Raw genomic sequence first — 23,531 nt, 5'->3', positions numbered from 1 at the left:
TCTCCGTCATTCCGGGGCGATGCGTCAGCATCGAGCCCGGAATCCATTCATCCATCAACTCCGCTGCGAAATGGATTCCGGGCTCGCGCAATGCGCGCCCCGGAATGACGAGAGTGTGGATTGCGCCGCGCGTTCCCTCCGGTCAAAATACCTCCAACCGCCCTACAACTTCGTCGGAGGACACCACCATGGGAACCGTCGTCACCTTCAAGCGTCCGGACGGCAAGGACGCCTCGGGCTATCTTGCGAACGCCGCACGCGGCAACGCGCCGGGCGTGGTCGTGATCCAGGAGTGGTGGGGCCTGTCGGACCAGATCAAGGGCCTGTGCGACCGCTTTGCGCTCGCCGGCTTCGATGCGCTGGCGCCCGATCTCTACAACGGCAAGGTGGTGCCGTATCACGACACGGATGCGGCCGGCAAAGAGATGAACTCGCTCGATTTCATGGATGCCACCACGCAGACCGTGCGCGGCGCCACGCAATATCTGTCGCGCAACGGCGCCAAGGTTGGCCTGACCGGCTTCTGCCTCGGCGGTGCCGTCACCATCATCGGCTCGGTGCATGTGCCGGAGCTCGCCGCGGGCGTCGTGTTCTACGGCATCCCGCCGGAGCAGGCGGCCAAGCCCGCCGACGTCAAGATCCCGCTGCAGGCCCACTTCGCCAACAAGGACGACTGGTGCACGCCGGAGCTGGTCAACGGCTTCGAGAAGGCGATGAAGGCCGCCGGCAAGTCGCTCGAGCTGTTCCGCTATGACGCCGAACACGCCTTCGTCAACGAGCAGCGCCAGGCCGTGCACGACCGCGAAGCCGCCGAGCTCGCCTGGGGCAGGGCCACGGAATTTTTCAGGAAGCATCTGGGGTAGCCTCCGTAGCCCGTAGTGCGGGGTGGCGCCCTTGACGCCGTCCCCGCGCCATGGTGAGTATCCGCCCATGAGCACCGCAGCCTGCCCATCCCGTCTTTGGTGGCGCACCTCCTAAGAGGTGGCCGGTGCGATTTCTTTTCCCAAAATCGTCGAAGGTCGCCCACGCAGTGCGGCGGCCTGATCGTTTGTCCTGTGTGGCGTTCCCTCGGCAAGTTTCGTAAGAGGACCACATGAACAGGACAGTCTTTGCCCTTCCGGCCAGAAGCGACTACGTGACCCGCGGCGGTCTCGCGATCACGCGCGTGGCCGAACAGTTCACCGGCGGCGCCAACCGGCTCGACGATCTCGTCAGCCTGCTCGACCGCCGCCGCGGCGTGGTGCTGTCCTCGGGCACGACCGTGCCGGGCCGCTACGAGAGCTTTGACCTGGGCTTCTCCGATCCGCCGCTCAAGCTCGAAACCACTGGCGTCAATTTCAAGCTCGAAGCGCTCAACGCGCGTGGCGAGGTGCTGATCGCCTTCCTCGCCGACGTCCTGCGCGAGCCCTGCGTCGTGATCTCCGGGAAGACCGCCACGCGGCTTGCCGGCGATATCATCCGCGGCGATGCGCCGATCGAGGAAGACCAGCGCACGCGACGCGCCAGCGTGATGTCGCTGGTGCGCGATCTCGTCGCCGCCTTCTCCGCCAATGACGACGGGCTGCTCGGCCTGTTCGGCGCCTTCGCCTACGACCTCGTGTTCCAGATCGAGGACCTCGTGCAGAAGCGCCCGCGCGAGAATGATCAGCGCGACATCGTACTCTACGTCCCCGATCGCTTGCTTGCCTATGACCGCGCCACGGGGCGCGGCGTCGTGCTGAGCTACGAATTCGCGTGGAAGGGCAAATCCACGGAAGGCCTGCCGCGCGAAACGGCCGAGAGCCCCTATTTGAAGACGGGACGCCAGGGCTTTGCCGATCACGCCCCCGGCGAATACCAGGCCACCGTCGAGACCGCGCGCGCGGCCTTTGCCCGCGGTGATCTCTTTGAAGCTGTGCCCGGCCAGCTCTTTGCCGAGCCCTGCGAGCGGTCGCCGGCCGAAGTGTTCCAGCGCCTCTGCGTCATCAACCCGTCGCCCTACGGTGCGCTGATGAATCTCGGCGACGGCGAATTCCTCGTCTCTGCGTCGCCGGAGATGTTCGTGCGCTCCGACGGGCGCCGCGTCGAGACCTGTCCGATCTCGGGCACGATCGCGCGCGGCACCGATGCGATCGGCGATGCCGAGCAGATCCGCCAGCTCCTGAACTCGGAGAAGGACGAGTTCGAGCTCAACATGTGCACCGACGTCGATCGCAACGACAAAGCGCGCGTCTGCGTCCCCGGCACGATCAAGGTTTTGGCGCGCCGCCAGATCGAGACCTACTCAAAGCTGTTCCACACCGTCGATCATGTCGAAGGCATGCTGCGACCCGGCTTCGATGCGCTGGACGCGTTCCTCACCCATGCCTGGGCGGTGACGGTGACCGGCGCGCCCAAGCTCTGGGCCATGCAGTTCGTCGAGGACCACGAGCGCTCGCCGCGGCGCTGGTATGCCGGCGCGATCGGCGCTGTGAACTTCGATGGCAGCATCAACACCGGTCTCACCATCCGCACCATCCGCATGAAGGATGGTCTCGCTGAGGTCCGTGTCGGCGCCACCTGTCTGTTCGACTCCGATCCCGCCGCGGAAGATCGCGAATGCCAGGTGAAAGCCGCAGCCCTGTTCCAGGCGCTGCGCGGCGATCCGCCGAAGCCGCTGTCGGCGTTTGCCCCCGATGCCACCGGCTCGGGCAAGCGCGTGCTGCTGATCGACCACGACGACAGTTTCGTGCACATGCTCGCCGATTATTTCCGTCAGGTCGGCGCCAGCGTCACCGTGGTCCGCTATGTGCATGCGCTCGACATGCTCAAGCAGAAGAGGTGGGATTTGCTGGTGCTGTCGCCAGGCCCGGGCCGCCCGGAGGATTTCGGGATCAAGACAACCATCGGCGCGGCGCTCGAGAACAAGCTGCCCGTGTTCGGCGTCTGCCTCGGCGTCCAGGCAATCGGCGAATATTTCGGCGGCGAGCTCGGCCAGCTCACTCATCCAGCCCACGGTCGGCCCTCGCGTGTGCAGGTGCGCGGCGGGCGCCTGATGCGCAATCTGCCGAACGAGATCGTGATCGGCCGCTATCATTCGCTCTTTGTCGAGCGCGACAGCATGCCTGAAGTTCTAAGCGTCACCGCCAGCACCGAGGACGGCGTCGCCATGGCGCTGGAGCACAAGACCCTGCCGGTCGCCGGCGTGCAATTCCATCCGGAGTCGCTGATGTCGCTCGGCAACGAGGTGGGATTGAGGATTGTCGAAAACGCGTTCCGGCTGGATGCGCCGGTCAATTGAGAGGCACCAATGACCTTTGACCACGACCTGAAGGCGAGCGTCCGCACCATTCCCGACTATCCCAAGCCGGGGATCATGTTCCGCGACATCACGACCTTGCTCGCGGATGCGCGCGCCTTCCGCCGCGCGGTCGACGAGCTCGTCAATCCCTGGGCCGGCAACAAGATCGACAAGGTCGCCGGCATGGAAGCGCGCGGCTTCATCATCGGCGGCGCGGTGGCGCATCAGCTTTCGGCCGGCTTCGTGCCGATCCGCAAGAAGGGCAAGCTGCCGCACACCACCGTGCGCATCGCCTATTCGCTGGAGTACGGCATCGACGAGATGGAGATGCATGTCGATGCGATCCAGCCCGGTGAGCGTGTCATCCTGGTCGACGATCTCATCGCCACCGGCGGCACGGCCGAGGGCGCTGTGAAACTGCTTCGGCAGATCGGCGCGAATGTCGTCGCCGCCTGTTTCATCGTCGACCTGCCGGAGCTCGGCGGCGCCGCCAAGCTCCGCGCCATGGATATTCCGGTGCGCACGCTGATGACGTTCGACGGGCATTGAGCGATCGTCAGATCGCCTCGGCCTTCAGTTCGTCCCGCCAGTGCGCCCCGCGCTCTTTGAGCAGCGCGTTCCTGACATAGCCGCTTTCCTCGTCCTCCAACCGCTCGCATTCGCCGAACGTCAGGCCGGCCTCGCCATGCGCGTTCCAGGCGGCCTGGAGGCTGCCGCAGGGGTGGTTGCCCTGGCGCAGCGAGAACCAGATACGGTTCTGGATCGTCTCCAGGTTTGGGGCTTGGCCGACCCAGGCCTCGCCTGAAGCCGCGCAGCGGACCGCGTAGATGCCGGCAACGGTCTTCCGCTCCTTGTAGGCCGCGATGGCTGCTTTCCGGTCGATGCTCACGGCTGGGCCTGGCTGGTGGGGACGTTGAAGACCGTCTCATTAAGCCCAACGCGGCCAGCAGTCAATATTATCCGGGTATAATCTGCGACCTAAGATCGTTGCAGGATCAAGCTGAGCTCCAGCTCGCGGAAGGCGAGGTAATTCCGCCGGGTCCATTGGTGCAGCTCGGACGAGGAGTCCTTCTCCTGGCGCAAATAGCCGGTGAAGGAGAAGTTCAGCCGGTCGATATAGGTCTTCAGGAAGCCCGGTAGTGCGGGCAGGCGGAACAGCCGGCCGCCGGCCATCGCGGGCGGCAGCTCGCCGCGGATGATGAACTCGTTGTCGACGGTGATCAGGTTCATCCGCGGGATCTGCCCGCGCAGCATCTCGTGGGCGCGGGCGGAGAGGCGGTCGGTGTCGGCCACGAACAGGATCATCGGAGCGACATGCCGGCGCGCCGCTTCCTTGAGCAGGCCGATCTCGTCGGTCATCTTGAAGAATTCGTCGAAGGCGTGGAAGCCGAGGTCGATGACCTTGGCGAGCCCGTCATCGACGATGACGCGGTCCATCAGCTGCATCTTGCCATAGGTGTCGATCACGTCAGCGGTTTCGGTCACCTTCGGCAGATAATCAAGCAGCGATGGTTCCTTCAGATTGACGTCGAACGCCGTGACGTTGCCGTTCTTGAGCAGCAAAAACTCGCTCAGCAGCCGCGCCAGCAAGGTCTTGCCGACCTGCGGGCGGGGCGAGCAGATGATGTAAAGGGGCGTCGCGGGCATCACGCTATTATCTGAGCGAACTTACCGCCCAATCCAGCCGTATCAGCACGCCGCTCGCAACTATTTTTCGCTGTTGCGGCTGCCGGGCTTGGAGCCGACGATGTCGGTCAGGCGGATACGGTCGAACTCGCTCCAGACGTTCGCCAGCCAGTGCCGGACATAGCCGCGCAGCACGAACGAATAGTTCGCGGCCTCGTCGTTGATGCCCTTGTTGGCGACGAATTTCAGAAACGGGACCGAGGAGACCTCGACCTGCTCATAGGCCATTTCGTTGAGCTTGGGGATGGTCAGCTCGGTCGCATCCTTGATGCGGTGAAAGTAGGAATTGTAGGTCGACTGGTCCCACTGGAAGAACTGGGTGTCGTTGATGAAGTTCTTCACCAGGAAATATTTGGCGCCGGTCATGAAACCGGCCGTCTCGGCGATCTCGTCCAGCGAGGCGATCGAGGGTCCGAGGATGTGGAACACCGCGAAGGTGATCTGGCCGGCCTTGGCGGCGTCGAGGAAACCGATGTCGCGCAGGGAGGCCAGAGCAGGCGAGAGCAGGCCGGCGCGGACGTCGATCACGGTCACCGACGGGCTCGTCGCATTGAGCGTATCGAATATCTTCATCTGATCGGCCGTCGTCGTCATGTCGACGATCTCGGTGATGTCGGGGTGGAAGCGCTTCAGCGTACCGCGCGGGGATTCCGTGTCGAAGGCGCGGGTCGGCACGTTGTTGGCGGAAAAATAATCGAGCAAGGTGCGCGATACCGTGGTCTTGCCGACCCCGCCCTTGTCCGCGCCCACCACAACCACTGCCGGCTTTGCCATTGCTGTCCCCTAACGCGCCCCCGATCGCGAGGTCGCAATCGGCCGGGCCCCAAATCGATGTCCCAAGGATGTCCCAAGTCTGCTGTTGGGCGCGAACATGGCAGAAACAAGGGAGAATTCAAATCTCCGGCACAGGCCAGCGGCAATTCCCGCAGTTTTTCCCAAACGCAGTGAGACCGGCTCGAGGCGCGACAGGTCGCACGTTCAGTGGCGGCCCCACGGACCCATGGGATTGCCGACAGGATTGCCGGCCGCGGTTCCGGAGGGGCTTGGCGCAGGGACGGGCGGTGGCGAGGCCCGGCCGCGTGCATCGGTCCACGGACCCTGCGGCAATGCCGGCGGGGCGTCCTGCTGATCGGCCTGTGCCTCGGGCTCGTCCGCGGCGGGCTGTTCCGTCTCGTCTTCCGGCGGCGGCAGTGGGCCGGGATCACGACCGCCGGCGAACTTGACCAGCGCATCGACGCGGGATTGCACCGAGGGGTGGGTCGCGAACAGATCTGAAAAGCCCTCGCGCGGATTGTCGAGGCAGAGCTCCATCACCGCGGAGGTCGCGCCCGGCAATTCGCCGCGGCCTTCGATCTTGCGCAGCGCCGAGATCATGGCATCGGGATTTTTCGTCAGCTCGACCGAGCCGGCGTCGGCGAGATATTCGCGCGAGCGCGACAATGCGAGCTTGACCACCTGCGACACCAGCCAGGCCACCACGATCAGCACGACCGCGATGATGATGACCACGATGGCGCCGCCGCCTGAGCTCTTGCTGTCGCTCGACGACGAGGACGATCGCGACGACGAGGAGGAGCCCGACGACCACGAACCGCCGGAGCTCCAGCTCAAATTGGTGAACAGGCGGAAGAACAATTCGCCGAAGAAGCCGACCACGCCGGCGATGATCACGGCGACCACCATCAGCTGAACGTCGCCGTTCTTGATGTGGGTGAGCTCGTGGCCGAGCACCGCCTCGATCTCCTGGTCGTTCAGCGCCTTCAGGAGACCCGTGGTGACGGTGACTGCATATTGCCGCGGATTGAGGCCGGTCGCGAACGCGTTCAGCGCCGGGCTCTCCATGATCTTCAGCTTCGGCATGGTGATGCCGCGCGAGATGCAGAGATTCTCCAGCAGATTGTAGAGGCGGGGCTCTTCCTGCCGGGTGACGTCGTGGCCGCCGGTCACCGCGTCGATCATCGACTGGTGGAAGAAATAGGCGATGATGATCCAGGTGATCGCCGCAATCGTCGCGAAGGGGGCGGCCTTGAGCAGGTCGGAGAAGGCGCGGCTCAGATAATAGGCGACGGTCTCATTGCCGTTGATGACGACCTCGGCGACCAGCGCGCCGGCATAGACCAGGACATAGACCAGCACGAACAGACCGGCGAGCAGCAGCATCGAACGAAACTTGTTCGAGGCGATGTGCGTGTAGAGACCATACGCGGCCATGACGCGTTGCCCTGCCGGCCTATCGGCTCAAATCAGAACTTCACCTGAGGCGCAGCCTCGACCTCGGTACGGCTCGCCCCGAGATCGAAGAAGTCCTTCCTGGTGAAGCCGAACATGCCGGCGAACAAAGCGGCGGGCATCTGCTGGATGCCGGTGTTGTATTCCTGGACCGCGTTGTTGAAGAAACGGCGGCTCGCCGCGATCTTGTTTTCGAGGTCGGAGAGCTCGCTCGCAAGCTGCTGGAAATTGGCGTTGGCCTTGAGGTCGGGATAGGCCTCCGACAGCGCGATCAGCCGGCCGAGCGCGCCGGAGAGCTGGTTCTCGGCCGCGGACACCTGCGTCGGCCCTTGCGCAGACATCGCCGAATTGCGCGCTTTGATGACGTCGTCGAGCGTGCCGCGCTCATGCGACGCGTAGCCCTTCACGGTCTCGACCAGGTTCGGGACCAGATCGTGACGCTGCTTGAGCTGCACGTCGACATCGGCGAAGGCCTGGCCGACGCGCTGGCCCAGCGCCACCAGCCGGTTGTAGGCACTGAACGCCAGGAACACGAGAACGACGATGACGCCGAGAACGATCCAGCCGGTCGACATGGAAAACTCCTGAAGGGGAAAGAAGGCGGACGCAGCCTAGACCAAATTGGCGCAGAGCGAAGCCCCGGCGCGGAGGAGAGGTAAGACTTGGTCGGATCAGGAACCATCCGAGTTCAAGGCAAAAGCGCTGAACGGGGTTAACTTTCGGACAGAACGGCATCACCCCAGTGCCAGCGACGGGCGCCGGCGTAGGCGGTCTTGTCGCGCCGAGGCACCTTCGTCAGTACGACGCCGTCCTCCGTGCAGAGCTTTGCGGTAATCTCGGCCTTGCCGACATCCGGCGGCGCCAGCACCCGTGCGGCGCGCGTCGCTGGCGGGGTGCGGGTCAGGGCGACGTAGATGAAGCGTTCGTCCTCGAACGGCACCTCGGCGCCCTTGATCTGGCGGTGCGCCTGGGAGCGCGGCAGGCGCTGGTTGAAATGGCACCAGTCGGGCGCGATGAGGGGGCAGGGCTTTTCGTGCGGGCAGGGCGCGGCGACATAAGCGCCGGCCGCAATCAGTTGCCGGCGCAGCGCGAGGATGCGGGTAGTGCCTGCGGGCGTGCCGGGCTCGATCACGACCAGCACGTGGCGCGCTTTGGCCCACATCGTCTCGGCGAGCTTGCGCTGTTCATTCTCGCCGAGCTCGCCGATGACATAGCTCGCGACGACGAGATCGGCTTCTGAGACCTCGGCGAGGTTGGTGGCGGCATCGCCTGGCAGATAACGGCAATCCGAGAGGCGCGAGCTGTCGCGCGCCAGATCGAGCGCGAGCCGGCTCAGCGTCGCGTTGGCATCGAGCAGCGTAAAATCCTGCAGCGACGAAAAGGCCTCAGCGGCGGCCCAGCTCGCGGTGCCCGGACCGGCGCCGACGTCGAGCAGCGTTTCCGGGGTAAAGTCCGGCGCGATCTCGACCAGTGCATTCAGGCTTGCGGCGACTGCGGCGTAAGTCGCCGGCATGCGCGCGAGCGCATAAGCGAGCGCGTCTGCTTCCGACTTGATCGTTCCGGAGCCGCCGCCGGCGCGATAGGTGGTCGAGATCTTCTGCGACCGTTGTGCGGCGTCGGTGCGGGAAAAGCCCTGCAGCCTGGCGTCGAGTGCAGCCTTGAGTTCGGCGGGGAGGGTGGGTGAGATCATGTTTGCCTACCGTCGTTCCGCCTTCTCGCTTCGCGAGGTGCGGAATGACGGCAGAGATATCACGCCACGTTCTGGTCGAGAATGTCCACGGCCTCTTGCAGGTTCACCGAGACGAGCTGCGAGACGCCGCGCTCGGCCATGGTGACGCCGAACAGGCGGTTCATCCGCGCCATCGTGATCGGGTTGTGCGTGATGATGACGAAGCGCGTGTCGGTCGAGGAGGTCATCTCGTGCAGCAAATTGCAGTACCGTTCGACGTTGTGGTCGTCGAGCGGCGCGTCGACTTCGTCCAGCACGCAGATCGGCGAGGGGTTCGTCAAGAACACCGCGAAGATCAGCGCCATCGCGGTCAGCGCCTGTTCGCCACCCGAGAGCAGCGACAGCGTCTGCGGCTTCTTGCCCGGCGGTTTTGCGATGATTTCGAGACCGGCTTCCAGCGGATCGTCGCTCTCGATCAGGTGCAGCGCAGCTTCGCCGCCGCCGAACAGCTCGACGAACAGGCGCTTGAAGTGGTTGTTGACAATCTCGAACGACGTCAGGAGACGCTCGCGCGCTTCCTTGTTGAGACTCTGGATGCCCTGGCGCAGCCGCTTGATGGCTTCGACCAGGTCGTCGCGCTCGGTGACCAGACCGGTGTGTTGGGTCTCGACCTCGCGCAGCTCTTCCTCGGCGCGCAAATTGACCGCGCCCAGGCGCTCGCGGTCGCGGCGCATCTTTTCGAGGTCTTCCTCGATGTCGTGCAGCGGCGGCAGCTCGGCGCCGGGCTCGAGCTCGGCAAGGCCGGCGACGGCCTGCGGCTCGACTTCGAGCATGTCGCGGATTTCGCGCTCGATGTCTTCGAGCCGGCGCCGCGAACCTTCCATGCGCTCCTCGGCACGCGCAGTGGCTTCGCGCGAGCTGGAGAGGGCTTCAAGCGTCAGCTTCGCGACGCGATCGGTCTCGGCCATCGCGGTCTCCGCGGTGGCGAGCGCATCGGCCGCCATGCGGCGGTCGTTCTCGGCGTACTCGATCTCGGTGATCAGCGCGCTGCGCTTCTCGGCGAACACGGCGGGCGCGTTCTCGAGATCGCTGCGCTCGATCGAGACCTCGGTGATGCGGGTCTGGATGGTGTCGATATGGGAGGCCGCGCTCTCCTTGCGGTTCTGCCATTCGGTGCGCTCGGCGAGGATCGCCTGCACGCGACGGTCGGCGAGCTCGGCCTCGCGCGCCAGTGCCTGCGCCTCGGCGCGGACCTGCGCGGCCATGCGGCGATGACCTTCGATGTCGCTGCGGACGGCGGCGAGACGGGTCTCGGTGTCCTCGCTTGACGGCAGTTCGCTGATGCCGGCCTCGGCGTATTCGTAAGCGGCTTCGGCCTCGGCGCGGTCGGCGGCGAGACGGCTGTGCGCTTCCGACAGCGTCGCCTTGCGCGCGGCGTGGCGGCTGATCTCGCGCTCGGCCGTGGCATGGCGCTCGCGTGCGACGTTCAGCTCGCGCTGCGCGGCACGCCAGGCTTCGCGCGAAGCGCCTTCGGTGCTGGCCGCCATCTGCAGCTCGGACTCGGCGTTCTCCAGCGCCTGACGCTTGATCTGCGCGTCGATGCGGGCCTGCTCCAGCTCGTTCTCGATGTCGACGAGGCGGGCGCGCTCTGCGAGGCGCCGCGCGGCGCCGGTGGGCGCATGGGCGGCGGCGACAAAGCCGTCCCAGCGCCAGACGTCGCCTTCGGGGGACACCAGCCGCTGGCCGGTCTTGAGCTGCGAGACGAGCTCGGCACCGCGCTCGCGCGGGACGACGCCGATCTGCGCGAGGCGGCGCGTCAGCTCTGCCGGCGCTTGCACGTGGTTGGCGAGCGGGGTGGCGCCTTCGGGCAATTCCGGATCGCCCTCGGTGACGCCGGCATTGGTCCAGCGCATCGGCGCCGACGGATCGACCGGCGCATCGAGATCGTCGCCGAGTGCGGCACCGATGGCCTTTTCGAAGCCCTTGTCGACGGTGATGCCGTCGATGATCGGAGGCCACAGATTCTTGGTCTCGCCGTTGACGATTTTTGAAATCGTGCGCGCTTCGGTGTCGAGCCGCTGCACGCGCTTGTCGGCCTCGACCAGCGGCGAGCGTGAGGATTCCAGCGTCTGGCGCGCGGCGACATGCGCGGCTTCGCTCGCCTGTGCGGCGGCTTCCGAAGCGGCCAGCGTCTGTTCGGCGGTTTCGACCGTTGCGGTCAACTCGTCGAGATCGCCGAAGCCGCCGGTCTCGGCGGCAAGCTTCTGTTCTTCCGCGGCGACGTTCGCGATCTCCTGGTCGAGACGGGCAAGCTTGTCGCGGTGGGTGCGGACGTTGGCCTCGAGCTGGTTGCGCTTGGCGGTGAGGTCGGCGAGCGCGGTGGTGAGCTCGGAGAACTGCTGCTCGGTTTCGGTCAGCACGGCCTCGGCTTCGCCGACCCGCTCGTCGACGCCGGAGCGCTTCTCGACGCGTGACTTGATCTCTTCCTTCAGCTCGGCATCTTCGGTGTCGAGCCGCTGCAGCGCGACATCGGCGTCCATGGTTTGTTGTTGAGCACGGGAAATGTCGCCTTCGAACTGGGCGAGGCGGCGCTCGAGTTCGGCGACGCGCTCCTTGGCGCGCTCTTCCTCGCGGTCGAGCAGCTCGCGCGCGTTGGTCAGGCGCTGAAGGCCTGCCGCGGCGCGCGCTTCGGCATCGCGCAGCGCCGGCATTTCGGCGGCGCGGATCGCCTGGATGCGGGCAGCTTCGGCCTGGTGCTGAGTGCGCTCGGCCATCTCGCGCACGGCGAGATCGTGGGTGTGGCCGGATTCGCTGACGTCGGCATGGGCGCCGATCCAGCGCAGATGGAACAGCGTGGCCTCGGCCTTGCGGACCTTGGCGGCGACCTCGCGATAGCGCACGGCCTGGCGGGCCTGCTTCTTCAGGCCTTCCATTTGCCCTGCGAGCTGGCCGATCACGTCCTCGACGCGGGTGAGGTTGGTCTCGGCCGCTTTCAGCCGCAGCTCGGCCTCGTGGCGACGGGCATGCAGACCGGCGACGCCGGCGGCGTCTTCCAGCACGCGGCGGCGTTGCTCGGGCTTGGCCTGGATGATTTCGCCGATCTTGCCCTGGTGGACGAGCGCCGGCGAACGCGCGCCGGTGGCGGCGTCCGCGAACAGGATCTGCACGTCACGGGCGCGCACGTCGCGGCCGTTGATACGATACACCGAGCCGGCCTCGCGCTCGATGCGGCGGGAGATTTCGAGCAGCTGGCTGTCGTTCATCGCCGCCGGCGCGGTGCGATCGGCATTGTCGATCGTCATCGTCACTTCGGCGTGGTTGCGCGCGGGACGGTTGCCTGAGCCGGCGAAGATCACCGCGTCCATGTCGGCGGCACGCAGCGACTTGTACGAGGTCTCACCCATCGCCCAGCGCAGCGCCTCGACGAGATTCGACTTGCCGCAACCGTTGGGGCCGACCACGCCGGTCAAGCCGGGCTCGATGACGAAGTCCGTGGGCTCAACGAAGGACTTGAAGCCGTGTAGGCGCAGGCGGGTGATTTTCATAAGCACGCATCTCTGTTGGCAGGCGCGAATCCCCTGCCGGGACAATACCATGGAAGGCAATGTCGCTGTCTGGGGCGAGTCGCGCTGGGCGCCTCATGCGGCGGACAATGGCCGCGGTGTGCCGCGAGGGCAACCTGCGAAAGCCGCTTTTCCCAAGGGATTTATGCCGGGAAAGATACGGCTTTTGAGATGCGAATCAGAGTCTTGACGGGCGAATCAGCTCTTCAGCAGCGGATTGATCTTCTTGGCGAATTCCTCGAACGAGGTCTCGCCCTTGATCTTCTCGCCGTTGATGAAGAAGGTCGGCGTCGAATCAACCTTCAGAACGTCGCTGGCATATTTCTGGTCGGCGGCGATCTTGTCGAGCAGCGCCTGGTCCTTCAGGCAGGCTTCCACCTGCTGCTGCGTGAGGCCGGCCTGCTTGCCGATCCGCGTCAGGGTCTCGGTGGTGTTCTTCACCACCCAGTCGTTCTGCTGGCGGAACAGCATGTCGGTGACGGCAAAGTATTTCGGTGCGTCGTCTTTGGCGATGCAGCGCGACAGCATCGAGCCGGCGGCGGCTTTGATGTCGAGCGGGAACTCGCGGAAGATGTAACGCACCTTGCCGGTGTCGATGTATTCCGACTTGATCTTGGGGAACACCTGCTCGTTGAAGGCCGCGCAGTGCGGGCAGGTCATCGAGGCGTATTCGGTGATGGTGACGGCGGCGTCCTTCGGGCCGAGCGCCATGTCGGGCAGCGACACGGGCTTGGCGACATCGCCGGCGGCCTGCGCCATCGCGTCAGTGATGAACCGCAGCGGCGAGAGCCCGGCGATCGCGGCAAGACCGGTCAGCGACAGCATCGTGGTGAAGGCGCGGCGGGTGATGATCAAGGTCGGCTCCCGGATTGGCGTGGTCTCGCGCCCAAAGGATCAAGGTTCCCGGGCGGCCTGTCGCTAGCTTGAAACGTGGTTAGAGGCAATGGCGAGCGGCAGGGACGGGGCCAGATTGGCCGCGAAATGAGGCTCAATTTCGCTTGATGGCGGCCCCGAGCCGTGCCAGCGCCGTCTTCAGTTCCTCATCTTCGATATCCCCCAGGCTCTCCGCCACCGCAGCGACGGCCTTGGGGTCCGGCGGGCCGGGACGCACCGGGCGCCGCGGGCGCGACAGGGGGGCCTGGCGGAACGCGAGCTTGCCGACCGCGCTCCAGCCGAAGAAGCGGTTCACCCGCTCCAGGATGACGTCGGCCGAGTGCTGGATCTCCAGCGCCATCGGGCCCTCGACCCGCAGCACCAGCGTCGCCGGCTCCTGCGGCTGGCCCTCGACCGGCCGCGGCCATTGCATCTTGAGCGGCTCGGCATGGGCGGCTATTTCAGGCCCGGCAATCTGCGCCCACCGCGTCACCAGTTCGCGCGCAGCAAAACCCTGCTTGGCATAGGCCTCGGCAAAGACGTCGTTGAGCAGGATCCCGAGCGGCTTGGCGCTGATGGGGCCGGGTTTGGGAGGGAATTTGGCCATGAGCCGTGTCCGCTACGCTGCCGCGCGAGGCCGGATGGCCTTGAGGTCGCGGTCGATCTCGCGCCGCCGCTGCATCAGATCGTAGTCCATCTGGAGCCCCAGGAAAAAGCCCTCCGACAGACCAAAATAGCGGGCAAGCCGCAGGTCGGTGTCAGCCGTGATGTCGCGCTTGCCGAGGACGATCTCGTTGATCCGCCGCGGTGGCACGCGCACAGCGCGCGCCAGCGCATTCTGGCTGAGGTCCATCGGCTTCAAGAACTCGTCGAGCAGGATCTCACCGGGATGAGGATTGCGGAGGAGCCCGCTCCTAACCGTGGTAGTCGACGATTTCGACATGTTTCGGTCCTCCGTCATCCCAGACAAAACAGATGCGCCACTGATCGTTGATCCGGATCGAATGCTGACCTTGGCGATCGGCCTTCAGTGCTTCGAGCCGGTTGCCCGGTGGAACCCTGAGATCGGTCAACACCCGCGCTTGATTGAGCAAACGCAGTTTTCGCAAGGCTGCATTCTGAATGTCGGGCGGCAGTTTCCTGCTTCGCCGCCCGGATCAGATCAACTCTGTCTCGGGGTTGGCGAAGCTCTGGATCATGCTTGTGTATAACGCAAGGCGTTATAGCCCGCAACGGTCTGGTCGCGCTGGCCACAGGCGAAATCCTCCTCTAGTAAAGGCGAATGTCCTCCACGACCGCGCGCAAGAAGGAGCGGAGCACCACGGCGACCACGCCGTCGGCTCGCCCCACATTGCTGCTTGCCTGGTACGATCGCCACCGCCGCAAATTGCCGTGGCGCGCCGCGCCGGGGGAGACGTCGGATCCCTACCGCGTCTGGTTGTCGGAGATCATGCTGCAGCAGACCACGGTAAGGGCGGTCGGGCCCTATTTCGAAAAATTCGTCGCGCGCTGGCCTGAGGTCACGGCGTTGGGGAACGCCACGCAGGATGACGTGCTGCGGATGTGGGCCGGGCTCGGCTATTATTCGCGCGCGCGCAATCTCCATGCCTGTGCGGTGGTGGTGACGCGCGAGCACGGCGGCGCCTTTCCAGACACCGAGGAGGGGCTGCGAACTCTGCCAGGCATCGGGCCCTACACCGCGGCGGCGATTGCGGCGATCGCGTTCGATCGCCACACCATGCCGGTCGACGGCAATATCGAGCGCGTGGTGTCGCGTCTGTATGCGGTGGAGGAAGAGCTGCCGCAGGCCAAGCCGCTGATCCAGCAACTGGCAGCGACGCTGCTGGCCAACTCCCGCGCTGGCGATAGTGCCCAGGCGCTGATGGATCTCGGCGCCTCGATCTGCACGCCGAAAAAGCCGGCGTGCTCGTTGTGCCCGCTGAACGAGGATTGCACGGCGCGTACGCTCCGAACGCCGGAGACGTTTCCGCGCAAGGCGCCGAAGAAAAGCGGTGCGCTGCGGCGGGGGGCTGCCTTCGTCGTCACGCGCGGTGACGAGCTGCTGGTTCGTAGCCGACCTGAAAAGGGATTGCTCGGTGGCATGACCGAGGTGCCGGGTTCCGACTGGCGCGCCGGACAGGAGGACGCGACGGCAAAACAGCAGGCGCCGGAATTGAAAGCGCTGTCGCGATGGCAGCGCAAGGTCGGCGTGATCACTCACGTCTTCACGCATTTCCCGCTGGAGCTCGTGGTCTACACCGCGAAGGCCGAGGCCCGCACGCGCGCGCCCAAAGGCATGCGCTGGGTGCCGATCGCAACCCTGGCCGACGAGGCGCTGCCCAACGTCATGCGCAAGGTGATCGCGCACGGATTGGATCACTAGCCTTCGTTCCTGCTGACACTAGCCTGTCAGCAGCCTTGCGTTATGTACGAGCGGCAACGGAGGTTCGCATGGTCAAGACCGCGCTCGACAACTTCAAGAGACCGCCCTGCGCCGAGCTGTTGGGCTGGCGGCTGCTCGATGCCCGTCCCGCGGACGGCTGGATCAAGCTCGGCTTCGAAGGCAAGCCGGAGTTCTGCAACCCGGCGGGCTTCATCCAGGGCGGTCTGCTCTCCGCGATGCTGGACGACACGATGGGCCCGGCCGTGCTGGTGATGAGCGAGGGCCGGCTCTACACCACGACCATCAGCATGACGGTGAATTTTCTCAGCCCGGCAAGGCCGGGACCGATCATCGGCGAGGCGAAGGTGACGCAGCTCGGCAAGACCATTGCGTTCGTCGAGGCCAAGCTGATGGCGGAAGACGGCACGGTGCTGGCGACAGCGAGCGCGAGCGAGCGGTTGCTGGAGGCGGCGAGGGTGGTCGGAAAATAGTCGAGCCGCGCGCGCTGCCCTTTCCCGCAAGGGGAGAGGGCGCATCAACGTGGATATCGCCTGGAAGTCTCACGCCCTCGCGCGCGCGTCTTTGCTCACGATCGGCGGCTTCGCATTCAGCGCCTCGACCTGGAAGCCCGCAACGCGCTTGTAGTTCGCGGCGATGTCTTCCAGCTCTTTTTGCGACAGCACGTCGGTGACGACCTCAAAGCCATCCGGCGCGCGCTCCTCGACGAGCTGCATCACCTGCTCCGGGCCGTTCTTGCGGTTGAGCAGCACGAGGTCGGTGGTCGCGGGACGCCGCTCTGCTTCATAGGCGAGCAGTGCCGCGGTCGTCGGACCATGCGCCAAAATCTGGCGGGTGATGGTGCGGGCATCGAGGATCGCCTGCGAAGCGCCGTTCGAGCCGATCGGGTACATCGGATGCGCGGCATCGCCCATCAGCGTGACCTGGCCGAAGGTCCATTGCGACACCGGATCGCGGTCGACCAGCGGATATTCGTAGGCGTGCGGGCAGTTCTTGATCAGGCCGGGCACGTCGAGCCAGTCGAACGTCCAGCTCTCGAACCAGGGCAAGAACTCGTCCAGCCGGGCAGTGCGGTTATAGTCCTCGCGGCGCCACTGATAGGTCGGCGGCATGTGGCGCTCGGCGACCCAGTTGATCAGATGATTGCCGGCGGCATCCGGTTCTTTCGAGATCGGATAGCAGACGAATTTCAGGATCTCGTGGCCGGCCATGATCATGGTGCGGCCGGTCAGGAAGGCTTTTGACGGCGTCACGCCGCGCCAGAGGATGCGGCCGTTCCAGATCGGCGGGCCCTCTTGCGGATAGAGCTTTTCTCGCGCGGCGGAATGGATGCCGTCGGCGGCGATCATGATGGCGCCTTCGTATGTCCCGGCCGGTTTGCCGGTCGCCCGGTCGATGAAATCGGCGCGGACGCCGCCCGCCGTCTCGGTCCAGCCGGTCAGATGGTGGCTGGTCAAGATGTTGTCGCGGCCGAGCCGCTCGATTGCGGTGTCGAGCAGGAGTTGCTGGAGCGTGCCGCGATGGATCGAGAACTGCGGCCATTTGTAGCCGGCTTCCAGGCCGCGCGGCTCGCTCCAGATCGGCTTGCCGTGCTTGGAGAAATAAGCGAGCTCACGGGTGCGCACGCCGCTGGCATCGAGCTTGTCCATCAGCCCGAGTTCGATCAGCTCGCGTACCGCGTGCGGCAGCACGTTGATGCCGACGCCGAGCGGCTTCAGTTCCGCGACGCTCTCGAACACTTTTACGGGAACGCCGATTCCGTGCAGGCTGAGCGCAAGCGTCAGCCCGCCGATGCCGCCGCCGGCGATGAGTACCGTCATGACCAAACCCCTCCGATTGCAGGCGTCTTGGCATAGGCGGGCCGCGGTGGGCAACTGCGAAGAGCAAAAGCACTGCGCGCCGTACTATGGACCTGGCAGCCCACAGCCGTTAGTTTCCAATTTTCCCATGAGGTCCGACATGCTCAAGCTTTACTACGCCACCGGTACCTGCGCGCTCGCCACCTACATGACCCTGGAGGAGGCCGGCGCCGACTACACGGCTGAACGGCTGAGCTTCAAGGATAACCAGCAGAACAGCCCGGACTACCTCGCAATCAATCCGAAGGGCCGCGTGCCGGCGCTGGTGACCGATCGTGGCGTCCTCACCGAGACGCCCGCGATGCTGGCCTACATCGCGCAAACCTTCCCCAAGGCGAAGCTCGCGCCGCTCGACGATGCCTTCGACTTCGCCCAGGTGCAATCGTTCAACTCCTATCTCTGTTCGACCGCGCACATCAACCATGCCCACAAGATGCGTGGCGCGCGCTGGGCGACGCAGGAGAGCTCGTTCGCCGACATGAAGGCGATGGTGCCGAAAACAATGGGCGCCTGCTTCAAGCTGATCGAGCAGAAGATGTTCAAGGGGCCATGGGTGATGGGCGACCAGTTCACGATCTGCGATCCCTACCTCCACGCGCTCTCGCACTGGCTCGAAGGCGACAATGTCGACATCAACGCCACGCCGAAGATCGCCGACCATTTCAAGCGCATGTCGGACCGTCCCGCCGTGCGCAAGGTGATGGACGCGCAGAAGGCGTAAGGTTTCGCTGGATCGTAGGGCGGCCGACCGGCCTTACGAAGCTAGGGCGGAGTGCCCCACAGTTCACGCTCTCCGACCGGCTCGATCCGATAGCCATGCTGTTTTAAAATGGCCGGCGCCTGTTCGAAGGCGCCGTCGTGCAAGGCGAGGAAGATCGCGCTCTTGTGCTCGGACAAGAGCCGCGCCGCGCCCGTGAGAGCCAGCGTTTCGGCGCCCTCGATATCCATCTTGATCAGGTCCGGAGTGGGAAAGTCGTCGAGGCGGACCGTCCTGACGGGCGTGCCTGATCCTGAAATCTTCCCCATGTAACCGTATTCGCTGGCACTCTCGTTGGTGTGAAAGAACGTCTCTCCGGCCCTGTCGGTGACCGCTGCCTCGATCACTTCGGCATTCTTGATGTTGTTGAGATCCAGATGCCTGCGGAGCTTTGTTGCGTTGGCGGGGTTTGCTTCGAACGCAAAAACACGACCTTGCGGTCCAACACGCCTGGATAGCATCAAGGTGTAGTATCCGGCGTGTGCGCCAACATCAAAAACCGTCATGCCCGGTTTTACGCGAGCGGCGATCGTCTTGGCATGATCGCTTTCGTAGGTGCCGAGCCAGCAACTCTGGTTGCCGGCGCCGGCGACCCACTTCAGGCCCCGGTTCGGTCCGGTGAGCACCGGCATGACGGTAGATGGCGAAACCAGCTTGAACGGAAGACGGATCAACCAGCCAAGTGGTTGGTGCGGGCCCAGCATGCTCTCGATCCCCTTCGGTTTCTGTGGCTGGCTCATTAAAGGCACAGAGGCCCCGTTTCAAGTCGAGTGCCTTGCGACGCCGCTGTGGTCCTCATCGTTTGTGTTTTTCCAGCTCCCGTCCCGTCTCCAGCATCAGCCGCCGCAGCCAGATCGAGCCCGGATCCATCTGTGCACGGGTCGGATAGAACAAGAACTGCTCGTCGATCCCGGGGTCGAGCGGCGGCGTCACCGTGGCGAGCCCGAACTGCTTCGACAGCGCCGCGATCAGCCGGCGCGGCACGAAGGCGACGAGGTCGGTGCGGGCGGCAACGTGCAGCGCTTCGAGATAGCCGGACACCACCAGCGAGATGTGCCGCTCGATGCCCTTGGTCCGGAGCCAGGTGTCGATCAGATCCTCGCCGTTGCCGCGGATGATCACGCCGACATGGCGCGCGGCGAGGAACGCCTCGCGGCGCTTCAGCTTGGCGCCCACGGGATGACCGCGCCGCACCGCCAGCGCATCGCTGTCGGTGTAGAGCAATTGGCGGTGAAAGCCTTTGAAGGCGTTGCCGATCGAGATCACGAGATCGATGGTCCGGGCGAACTCGGCGTGGAAGATCGCCGGGCCCCGCCACGGCACCACGTCGATGCGGACGTTCGGCGCAACGCGTGTCACCTTCTCCATCAAGGGCGGCATCAGCAGCTCGACCGCGAGGTCCGGCATCATCAGGCGGAATGGCCGCTCGCTGCGCGCGGCGTCGAACGCGTCGGGCACGAATAGCCCGCGCACCTGGTCGAGCGCCTGCGCCAGCGGCGCGCGCAAGGCTTGCGCCCGCGGCGTCAGCTCCATCCGGGCGCCGGTGCGCACCAGCAGCGGGTCGCCAAAGATGTCGCGCAGGCGTTGCAGCGCATGGCTGGTGGCCGGCTGCGACAGCCCGATGCGCATGGCCGCGCGGCTGACATTGGCTTCGCGCAACAGCGCGTCGAGCGCAGTCAATAGATTGAGGTCGAGCGAATTCAAATTCATGAGGTGAATAGATATCATATCCACTATCGATTTGAAGAATTACCGCCGGGCAGCGATCTTCTCCGTGTTGCCACCAAACGGAGATGCCGCCATGAGCGCGAGCGCCAACAAGAAACTGATGCAGGATATTTTCGCCGCCGCCGCCGACCCCGATCCGGCGGTGCGCGACCGCGCGCTGTTCGCCGCAAGCCTTGCCGACGACGCCAGATGGATCGTCACCGGCCAGTATTCCTGGTCGCGCAGCTTCACCGGGAAAGACGCGATCCTCAACGACCTGCACGGCTATGTCCGCACCCGCCTGCGTGACCGGACCCGCACGGTCGCCGAGCGCTTCATCGCCGATGGCGACATCGTCGTGGTGGAGGCCAAGGGCGACAATGTCACGCCCGAGGGCGTGCGCTACGACAATGACTATTGCCTCGTGTTTCGGCTCGAGGACGGCAAGATCAAGGAGATCCGGGAGTACTGCGACTCGGTGCTGACCGAGAAGGCGTTGGGTCCGTTTCCGCAGACGAGGGCTGCGAGCTGAGCGGATTGAACGGCGTCATGCCAAAACCTTGCCCAGCTGCCGCTAATATCAGCAGGGTTTTGTGCGCGGCTTTGGCGACATGCGCGAAAAATCAGAAGGTTCAATTAAGAAGTGTCCCGCATTGTATCGCGGTGCAGCGTGAGTCGCCGAAGAGGCGACGCGCGGCTGCTGGGGTGTCCGTGACGATTGCCGGAGTTGTGCGTCCGCCTGAATTCACATGCTTCCGGGTGGACAATGGGAATGCCGAGCTTTCGTTTGCGGATCCGGGGCCGTCTCTATGCCGGCTTCATGGCGCTGGTCGTGGTTGGTCTCGTGATGGCGGTGGTGGCCATCTGGAATTTGCGGTCCGTGCAGGACCATGTCGGAAAGGCCTCGGCATTTTCGGACAGCACCGCGCGGGTGCTGGAGATCTCGACCCACCTGCAGGCGATCCAGCGCGCCAATCTGCGCTACGTCTACGACGCCAACGAATCCGCGATGCGGGAGGCCTCGGAACGGGAGGCCGCGGCGACCGAGCTGCTGCAGGTCGGTGCCAAGGGCACGCTCTCCGAGGAGCGGCGCAAGCTCTACAACGATCTGATCGCCGACATCGCCAAAATGAAGACTCTGCGCGACAATCTCGGCGACGCCGTCAACGAGGCGCGGACCGGCAAGGCGACACTGCTGCCGAGCGGCGACGAGCTGACCGTCAAGATGAACAAGCTCTCCGACGTGGCGCGCGCGGCCGTCGACGAGGACACCGCGTCCCTCGTCGCAGACCTCGAATCCCGGCTGCTGCTGGTTCAGATCGCAAACTGGCGTTTCCTGGCGCTGCGCGACACCAAGGGCCCCGCCAACTTCAGGACCAATGTGGACAGGGCGTCGCAGCGGCTCGCCGCGCTCGAAAAGAGCCCGCAAGCGACGGAATTGCGCGCCACGCTCGCGCCGGTGAAGACCTCGCTCGGAATCTACAAATCCGCATTCGAGACCACGTCGGCCGCGATGCTCCAGGCCGACGAGATCTACCACAAGAGCCTCGCGCCGCTGATCGTCGACAGCATCGCCAAGCTCAAGGTCGCCGAGACTGCGCTGAAGAAGGACTACAAGGACTCGCGCAGCCAGGCCGAAGCCGCGATCGACGGCACGACGTCCATGCAAGAGATCGTGGGCGGGGTGGCCACCCTGTTCGGACTGATCGTGGCTGTCCTGATCGCCCGCAGCATCGTCGGGCCACTGACCTCGATGACGCGGGCGATGGGGCTGCTCGCCGGCGGCGATCTCGCGGTCGAGATCCCCTCGCGTGGCAAGCCCGACGAGATCGGCGACATGGCCAAGGCGATCCAGGTGTTCAAGGACAACATGATCGACACCGAGCGCATGCGCCACGAGCAGACCGAGATCGAGGCGCGGCAGGCCGAGGACCGCAAGAAGGACATGGTCCGGCTCGCCGACCAGTTCGAGCAGGCGGTCGGCGAGATCGTCGACACCGTGTCGTCGGCATCGAACGAGCTCGAGGCCTCCGCCGGCACCCTGACCGCAACGGCGACACGCGCCCAGGATCTGTCCACGGAAGTCGCCTCCGCATCGCAGGAGGCCACCGCCAACGTCCAGGCCGTCGCGTCCGCGACCGAAGAGCTGTCGTCCTCGGTCTCCGAGATCGCCCGTCAGGTCCAGGAATCCGCCCGCATCGCCGGCGAAGCCGTCGGGCAGGCGACGAAGACCAACGCCCGCGTCAGCGAGCTCTCCAAGGCGGCCGCCCGCATCGGCGACGTGGTCGAACTGATCAGCACCATCGCCGGCCAGACCAATCTGCTGGCGCTCAACGCCACCATCGAGGCGGCGCGCGCCGGCGAAGCCGGCCGCGGCTTTGCGGTGGTCGCCTCCGAGGTCAAGGCGCTGGCCGAGCAGACCGCAAAAGCCACCGGCGAGATCGCCCAGCAGGTCTCCGGCATCCAGGCCGCGACGGAAGAATCGGTTGGCTCGATCCGGGAGATCAGCGGCACCATCGAACGGCTGTCGGAAATCTCCTCGACGGTCGCCGCCGCCGTGGAACAGCAGGGCGCCGCCACGCAGGAAATCTCCCGCAACGTCCAGCAGGCCGCCCACGGCACCCAGCGCGTCTCGACCAATATCGGCGACGTCCAGCGCGGCGCCTCCGACACCGGCTCGGCGTCCTCGCAGGTGCTCTCGGCAGCGCGCTCGCTGTCGGCCGACAGCAACCGGTTGAAGCAGGAAGTCGCCAAGTTCCTGAGCTCGGTCCACGCCGCCTGAAAGCAAAAGGCCACGCGCGTGCGCGTGGCCTTCAATCGCGACGAGATGTGATCAGGCCACTTTGGTCGTCATGTGCCCGAACATGTTGCGACGGGCCTCGTCGTCCATCTCGGCCTTGAAGGTGAACTTGTCCTTCAGCGCGATCGCGCGGCTAGCTGCCGGCCGCGCCGAGATCTCGTCGATCAGCCGCTTCACGTTCGGGTAGCGCGCAAAAGCGTCATCGCCGAGCTTGAACGGCACCATCCGCGCCCAGCCCCACAGCGCCATGTCGACGATCGAATAGTCGTCGCCGACCATGTAGCTGCGGCCTTTGAGATGACCGTCGAGAATCTTGTAGTGGCGGTCGGTCTCGTACTGGTAGCGGTTGTGGGCGTAGTCGTGGTTCTGGTCCTTCGGCGCAAAATGCTTGAAGTGCACGGCCTGACCCGAATACGGCCCGACGCCGGATGCCACGAACATCAGCCAGGACAGCAATTCCGCGCGATTCGCGGGCAGGAATTGTCCGGTCTTCTCGGCGAGATAGAGCAGGATCGCGTTCGAATCGAACACGATCGTGCCGTTGTCGTCGATCGCCGGCACCTTGGCGTTCGGATTGATCTTCAGATAGTCCGGCGTGAACTGCTCGCCCTTGCGGGTGTCGATCTTCACGGGCTCGAACGCCAGGCCAGCCTCTTCGAGGAAGAGCGCGACCTTGGTCGGGTTCGGCGATCCGTTGAAATAGAATTTGAGCATCGGGCGTCTCCCAA

The 23,531-nt window shown here is 65.1% G+C and carries 22 protein-coding genes and 1 pseudogene; 8 read left to right on the top strand and 15 right to left on the bottom strand.

Annotated elements, in window-relative coordinates; all coding sequences use genetic code 11:
- The first annotated feature begins 188 nt into the window (after positions 1-188).
- The 3 genes from K3F49_RS15665 to K3F49_RS15655 all read left to right on the top strand — a co-directional run bounded on the left by K3F49_RS15665 (position 189) and on the right by K3F49_RS15655 (position 3,808).
- Positions 189-863, top strand: coding sequence for a dienelactone hydrolase family protein (locus K3F49_RS15665; protein ID WP_234681835.1), 675 nt, complete (start codon positions 189-191; stop codon positions 861-863).
- A gap of 230 nt (positions 864-1,093) precedes the next feature.
- Entirely contained in the window at positions 1,094-3,259 is a 2,166-nt protein-coding gene (locus tag K3F49_RS15660) for an anthranilate synthase component I (protein WP_234681834.1), read from the top strand.
- Positions 3,260-3,268: 9 nt separating this feature from the next.
- On the top strand, positions 3,269-3,808 hold the full coding sequence (locus K3F49_RS15655) for an adenine phosphoribosyltransferase (protein ID WP_148771844.1): 540 nt from the start codon (positions 3,269-3,271) through the stop codon (positions 3,806-3,808).
- Positions 3,809-3,815: 7 nt separating this feature from the next.
- Here the strand turns inward: K3F49_RS15655 and K3F49_RS15650 are convergent, their stop codons facing one another.
- The 11 genes and pseudogenes from K3F49_RS15650 to K3F49_RS15600 form a co-directional block, all read right to left on the bottom strand.
- Positions 3,816-4,148 (bottom strand): GIY-YIG nuclease family protein, encoded by a 333-nt coding sequence (locus K3F49_RS15650; protein WP_234681833.1) that lies wholly within the window; start codon positions 4,146-4,148, stop codon positions 3,816-3,818.
- A gap of 89 nt (positions 4,149-4,237) precedes the next feature.
- Positions 4,238-4,906: a hypothetical protein gene (locus K3F49_RS15645; protein ID WP_234681832.1), complete on the bottom strand. Its 669-nt coding sequence runs from the start codon at positions 4,904-4,906 to the stop codon at positions 4,238-4,240.
- A 60-nt stretch (positions 4,907-4,966) separates the two neighbouring features.
- On the bottom strand, positions 4,967-5,719 hold the full coding sequence (locus tag K3F49_RS15640; protein WP_234681831.1) for a P-loop NTPase family protein: 753 nt from the start codon (positions 5,717-5,719) through the stop codon (positions 4,967-4,969).
- A gap of 204 nt (positions 5,720-5,923) precedes the next feature.
- A complete protein-coding gene (locus K3F49_RS15635; RefSeq protein WP_234681830.1) occupies positions 5,924-7,156 on the bottom strand; it encodes a M48 family metallopeptidase in 1,233 nt (410 codons plus the stop codon).
- Between the two features lie 32 nt (positions 7,157-7,188).
- Positions 7,189-7,749 (bottom strand): LemA family protein, encoded by a 561-nt coding sequence (locus K3F49_RS15630; RefSeq protein WP_234681829.1) that lies wholly within the window; start codon positions 7,747-7,749, stop codon positions 7,189-7,191.
- A gap of 137 nt (positions 7,750-7,886) precedes the next feature.
- On the bottom strand, positions 7,887-8,864 hold the full coding sequence (locus K3F49_RS15625) for a small ribosomal subunit Rsm22 family protein (protein ID WP_234681828.1): 978 nt from the start codon (positions 8,862-8,864) through the stop codon (positions 7,887-7,889).
- A gap of 59 nt (positions 8,865-8,923) precedes the next feature.
- Positions 8,924-12,388: a chromosome segregation protein SMC gene (smc, locus tag K3F49_RS15620; RefSeq protein WP_234681827.1), complete on the bottom strand. Its 3,465-nt coding sequence runs from the start codon at positions 12,386-12,388 to the stop codon at positions 8,924-8,926.
- Between the two features lie 216 nt (positions 12,389-12,604).
- The gene (locus K3F49_RS15615; RefSeq protein WP_234681826.1) at positions 12,605-13,261 is read right to left on the bottom strand and encodes a DsbA family protein; all 657 of its coding nucleotides are present in this window, start codon (positions 13,259-13,261) and stop codon (positions 12,605-12,607) included.
- Between the two features lie 133 nt (positions 13,262-13,394).
- Entirely contained in the window at positions 13,395-13,886 is a 492-nt protein-coding gene (locus K3F49_RS15610) for a DUF721 domain-containing protein (protein ID WP_234681825.1), read from the bottom strand.
- Between the two features lie 12 nt (positions 13,887-13,898).
- The gene (locus K3F49_RS15605) at positions 13,899-14,222 is read right to left on the bottom strand and encodes a HigA family addiction module antitoxin (RefSeq protein WP_234681824.1); all 324 of its coding nucleotides are present in this window, start codon (positions 14,220-14,222) and stop codon (positions 13,899-13,901) included.
- Positions 14,194-14,478, bottom strand: a pseudogene (locus tag K3F49_RS15600) (type II toxin-antitoxin system RelE/ParE family toxin). The gene K3F49_RS15605 and the pseudogene K3F49_RS15600 overlap by 29 nt, the downstream one beginning before the upstream one ends.
- An 83-nt stretch (positions 14,479-14,561) precedes the next feature.
- Here K3F49_RS15600 and mutY point away from each other — a divergent pair.
- A complete protein-coding gene (gene mutY / locus K3F49_RS15595; RefSeq protein ID WP_234681823.1) occupies positions 14,562-15,662 on the top strand; it encodes an A/G-specific adenine glycosylase in 1,101 nt (366 codons plus the stop codon).
- A 68-nt stretch (positions 15,663-15,730) separates the two neighbouring features.
- Complete coding sequence (locus K3F49_RS15590) at positions 15,731-16,153, top strand: PaaI family thioesterase (RefSeq protein WP_234681822.1); 423 nt, start codon at positions 15,731-15,733, stop codon at positions 16,151-16,153.
- Positions 16,154-16,222: 69 nt separating this feature from the next.
- On the opposite strand, the gene K3F49_RS15585 is transcribed toward K3F49_RS15590, so the two are convergent.
- Positions 16,223-17,500, bottom strand: coding sequence for a flavin-dependent oxidoreductase (locus K3F49_RS15585; RefSeq protein WP_234681821.1), 1,278 nt, complete (start codon positions 17,498-17,500; stop codon positions 16,223-16,225).
- 139 nt (positions 17,501-17,639) lie between these two features.
- Here K3F49_RS15585 and K3F49_RS15580 point away from each other — a divergent pair, with 139 nt between their 5' ends.
- Positions 17,640-18,260 carry a glutathione S-transferase family protein gene (locus tag K3F49_RS15580; protein WP_234681820.1) on the top strand — a complete coding sequence of 207 codons (621 nt, stop codon included), beginning with the start codon at positions 17,640-17,642 and terminating at the stop codon, positions 18,258-18,260.
- 41 nt (positions 18,261-18,301) lie between these two features.
- Here the strand turns inward: K3F49_RS15580 and K3F49_RS15575 are convergent, their stop codons facing one another.
- The gene (locus K3F49_RS15575; RefSeq protein ID WP_234681819.1) at positions 18,302-19,000 is read right to left on the bottom strand and encodes an FkbM family methyltransferase; all 699 of its coding nucleotides are present in this window, start codon (positions 18,998-19,000) and stop codon (positions 18,302-18,304) included.
- Between the two features lie 91 nt (positions 19,001-19,091).
- A complete protein-coding gene (locus K3F49_RS15570) occupies positions 19,092-20,006 on the bottom strand; it encodes a LysR family transcriptional regulator (RefSeq protein WP_234681818.1) in 915 nt (304 codons plus the stop codon).
- A 91-nt stretch (positions 20,007-20,097) separates the two neighbouring features.
- Here K3F49_RS15570 and K3F49_RS15565 point away from each other — a divergent pair, with 91 nt between their 5' ends.
- The gene (locus K3F49_RS15565; RefSeq protein ID WP_234681817.1) at positions 20,098-20,535 is read left to right on the top strand and encodes a nuclear transport factor 2 family protein; all 438 of its coding nucleotides are present in this window, start codon (positions 20,098-20,100) and stop codon (positions 20,533-20,535) included.
- Between the two features lie 240 nt (positions 20,536-20,775).
- Positions 20,776-22,785: a methyl-accepting chemotaxis protein gene (locus tag K3F49_RS15560; protein WP_234681816.1), complete on the top strand. Its 2,010-nt coding sequence runs from the start codon at positions 20,776-20,778 to the stop codon at positions 22,783-22,785.
- Between the two features lie 51 nt (positions 22,786-22,836).
- Here the strand turns inward: K3F49_RS15560 and K3F49_RS15555 are convergent, their stop codons facing one another.
- Positions 22,837-23,517, bottom strand: a complete 681-nt coding sequence (locus K3F49_RS15555; protein WP_234681815.1) for a glutathione S-transferase family protein — start codon at positions 23,515-23,517, stop codon at positions 22,837-22,839.
- Positions 23,518-23,531 lie beyond the last annotated feature (14 nt).

The sequence above is a fragment of the Bradyrhizobium monzae genome (assembly GCF_021458635.1).
Classification (GTDB): Bacteria; Pseudomonadota; Alphaproteobacteria; order Rhizobiales; family Xanthobacteraceae; genus Bradyrhizobium.
Note: the sequence above shows the minus strand (reverse complement) of the source record. Positions and strands in the feature narration are given on the sequence as shown.

Coding starts and splice junctions, on each gene's coding strand:
- K3F49_RS15665 (WP_234681835.1), top strand. CDS start 189: ATGGGAACCGTCGTCACCTTCAAGCGTCCGGACGGCAAGGACGCCTCG.
- K3F49_RS15660 (WP_234681834.1), top strand. CDS start 1,094: ATGAACAGGACAGTCTTTGCCCTTCCGGCCAGAAGCGACTACGTGACC.
- K3F49_RS15655 (WP_148771844.1), top strand. CDS start 3,269: ATGACCTTTGACCACGACCTGAAGGCGAGCGTCCGCACCATTCCCGAC.
- K3F49_RS15645 (WP_234681832.1), bottom strand. CDS start 4,906: ATGCCCGCGACGCCCCTTTACATCATCTGCTCGCCCCGCCCGCAGGTC.
- K3F49_RS15640 (WP_234681831.1), bottom strand. CDS start 5,719: ATGGCAAAGCCGGCAGTGGTTGTGGTGGGCGCGGACAAGGGCGGGGTC.
- K3F49_RS15635 (WP_234681830.1), bottom strand. CDS start 7,156: ATGGCCGCGTATGGTCTCTACACGCACATCGCCTCGAACAAGTTTCGT.
- K3F49_RS15630 (WP_234681829.1), bottom strand. CDS start 7,749: ATGTCGACCGGCTGGATCGTTCTCGGCGTCATCGTCGTTCTCGTGTTC.
- K3F49_RS15625 (WP_234681828.1), bottom strand. CDS start 8,864: ATGATCTCACCCACCCTCCCCGCCGAACTCAAGGCTGCACTCGACGCC.
- smc (WP_234681827.1), bottom strand. CDS start 12,388: ATGAAAATCACCCGCCTGCGCCTACACGGCTTCAAGTCCTTCGTTGAG.
- K3F49_RS15610 (WP_234681825.1), bottom strand. CDS start 13,886: ATGGCCAAATTCCCTCCCAAACCCGGCCCCATCAGCGCCAAGCCGCTC.
- K3F49_RS15605 (WP_234681824.1), bottom strand. CDS start 14,222: ATGTCGAAATCGTCGACTACCACGGTTAGGAGCGGGCTCCTCCGCAAT.
- mutY (WP_234681823.1), top strand. CDS start 14,562: ATGTCCTCCACGACCGCGCGCAAGAAGGAGCGGAGCACCACGGCGACC.
- K3F49_RS15590 (WP_234681822.1), top strand. CDS start 15,731: ATGGTCAAGACCGCGCTCGACAACTTCAAGAGACCGCCCTGCGCCGAG.
- K3F49_RS15585 (WP_234681821.1), bottom strand. CDS start 17,500: ATGACGGTACTCATCGCCGGCGGCGGCATCGGCGGGCTGACGCTTGCG.
- K3F49_RS15580 (WP_234681820.1), top strand. CDS start 17,640: ATGCTCAAGCTTTACTACGCCACCGGTACCTGCGCGCTCGCCACCTAC.
- K3F49_RS15575 (WP_234681819.1), bottom strand. CDS start 19,000: ATGCTGGGCCCGCACCAACCACTTGGCTGGTTGATCCGTCTTCCGTTC.
- K3F49_RS15570 (WP_234681818.1), bottom strand. CDS start 20,006: ATGAATTTGAATTCGCTCGACCTCAATCTATTGACTGCGCTCGACGCG.
- K3F49_RS15565 (WP_234681817.1), top strand. CDS start 20,098: ATGAGCGCGAGCGCCAACAAGAAACTGATGCAGGATATTTTCGCCGCC.
- K3F49_RS15560 (WP_234681816.1), top strand. CDS start 20,776: ATGCCGAGCTTTCGTTTGCGGATCCGGGGCCGTCTCTATGCCGGCTTC.
- K3F49_RS15555 (WP_234681815.1), bottom strand. CDS start 23,517: ATGCTCAAATTCTATTTCAACGGATCGCCGAACCCGACCAAGGTCGCG.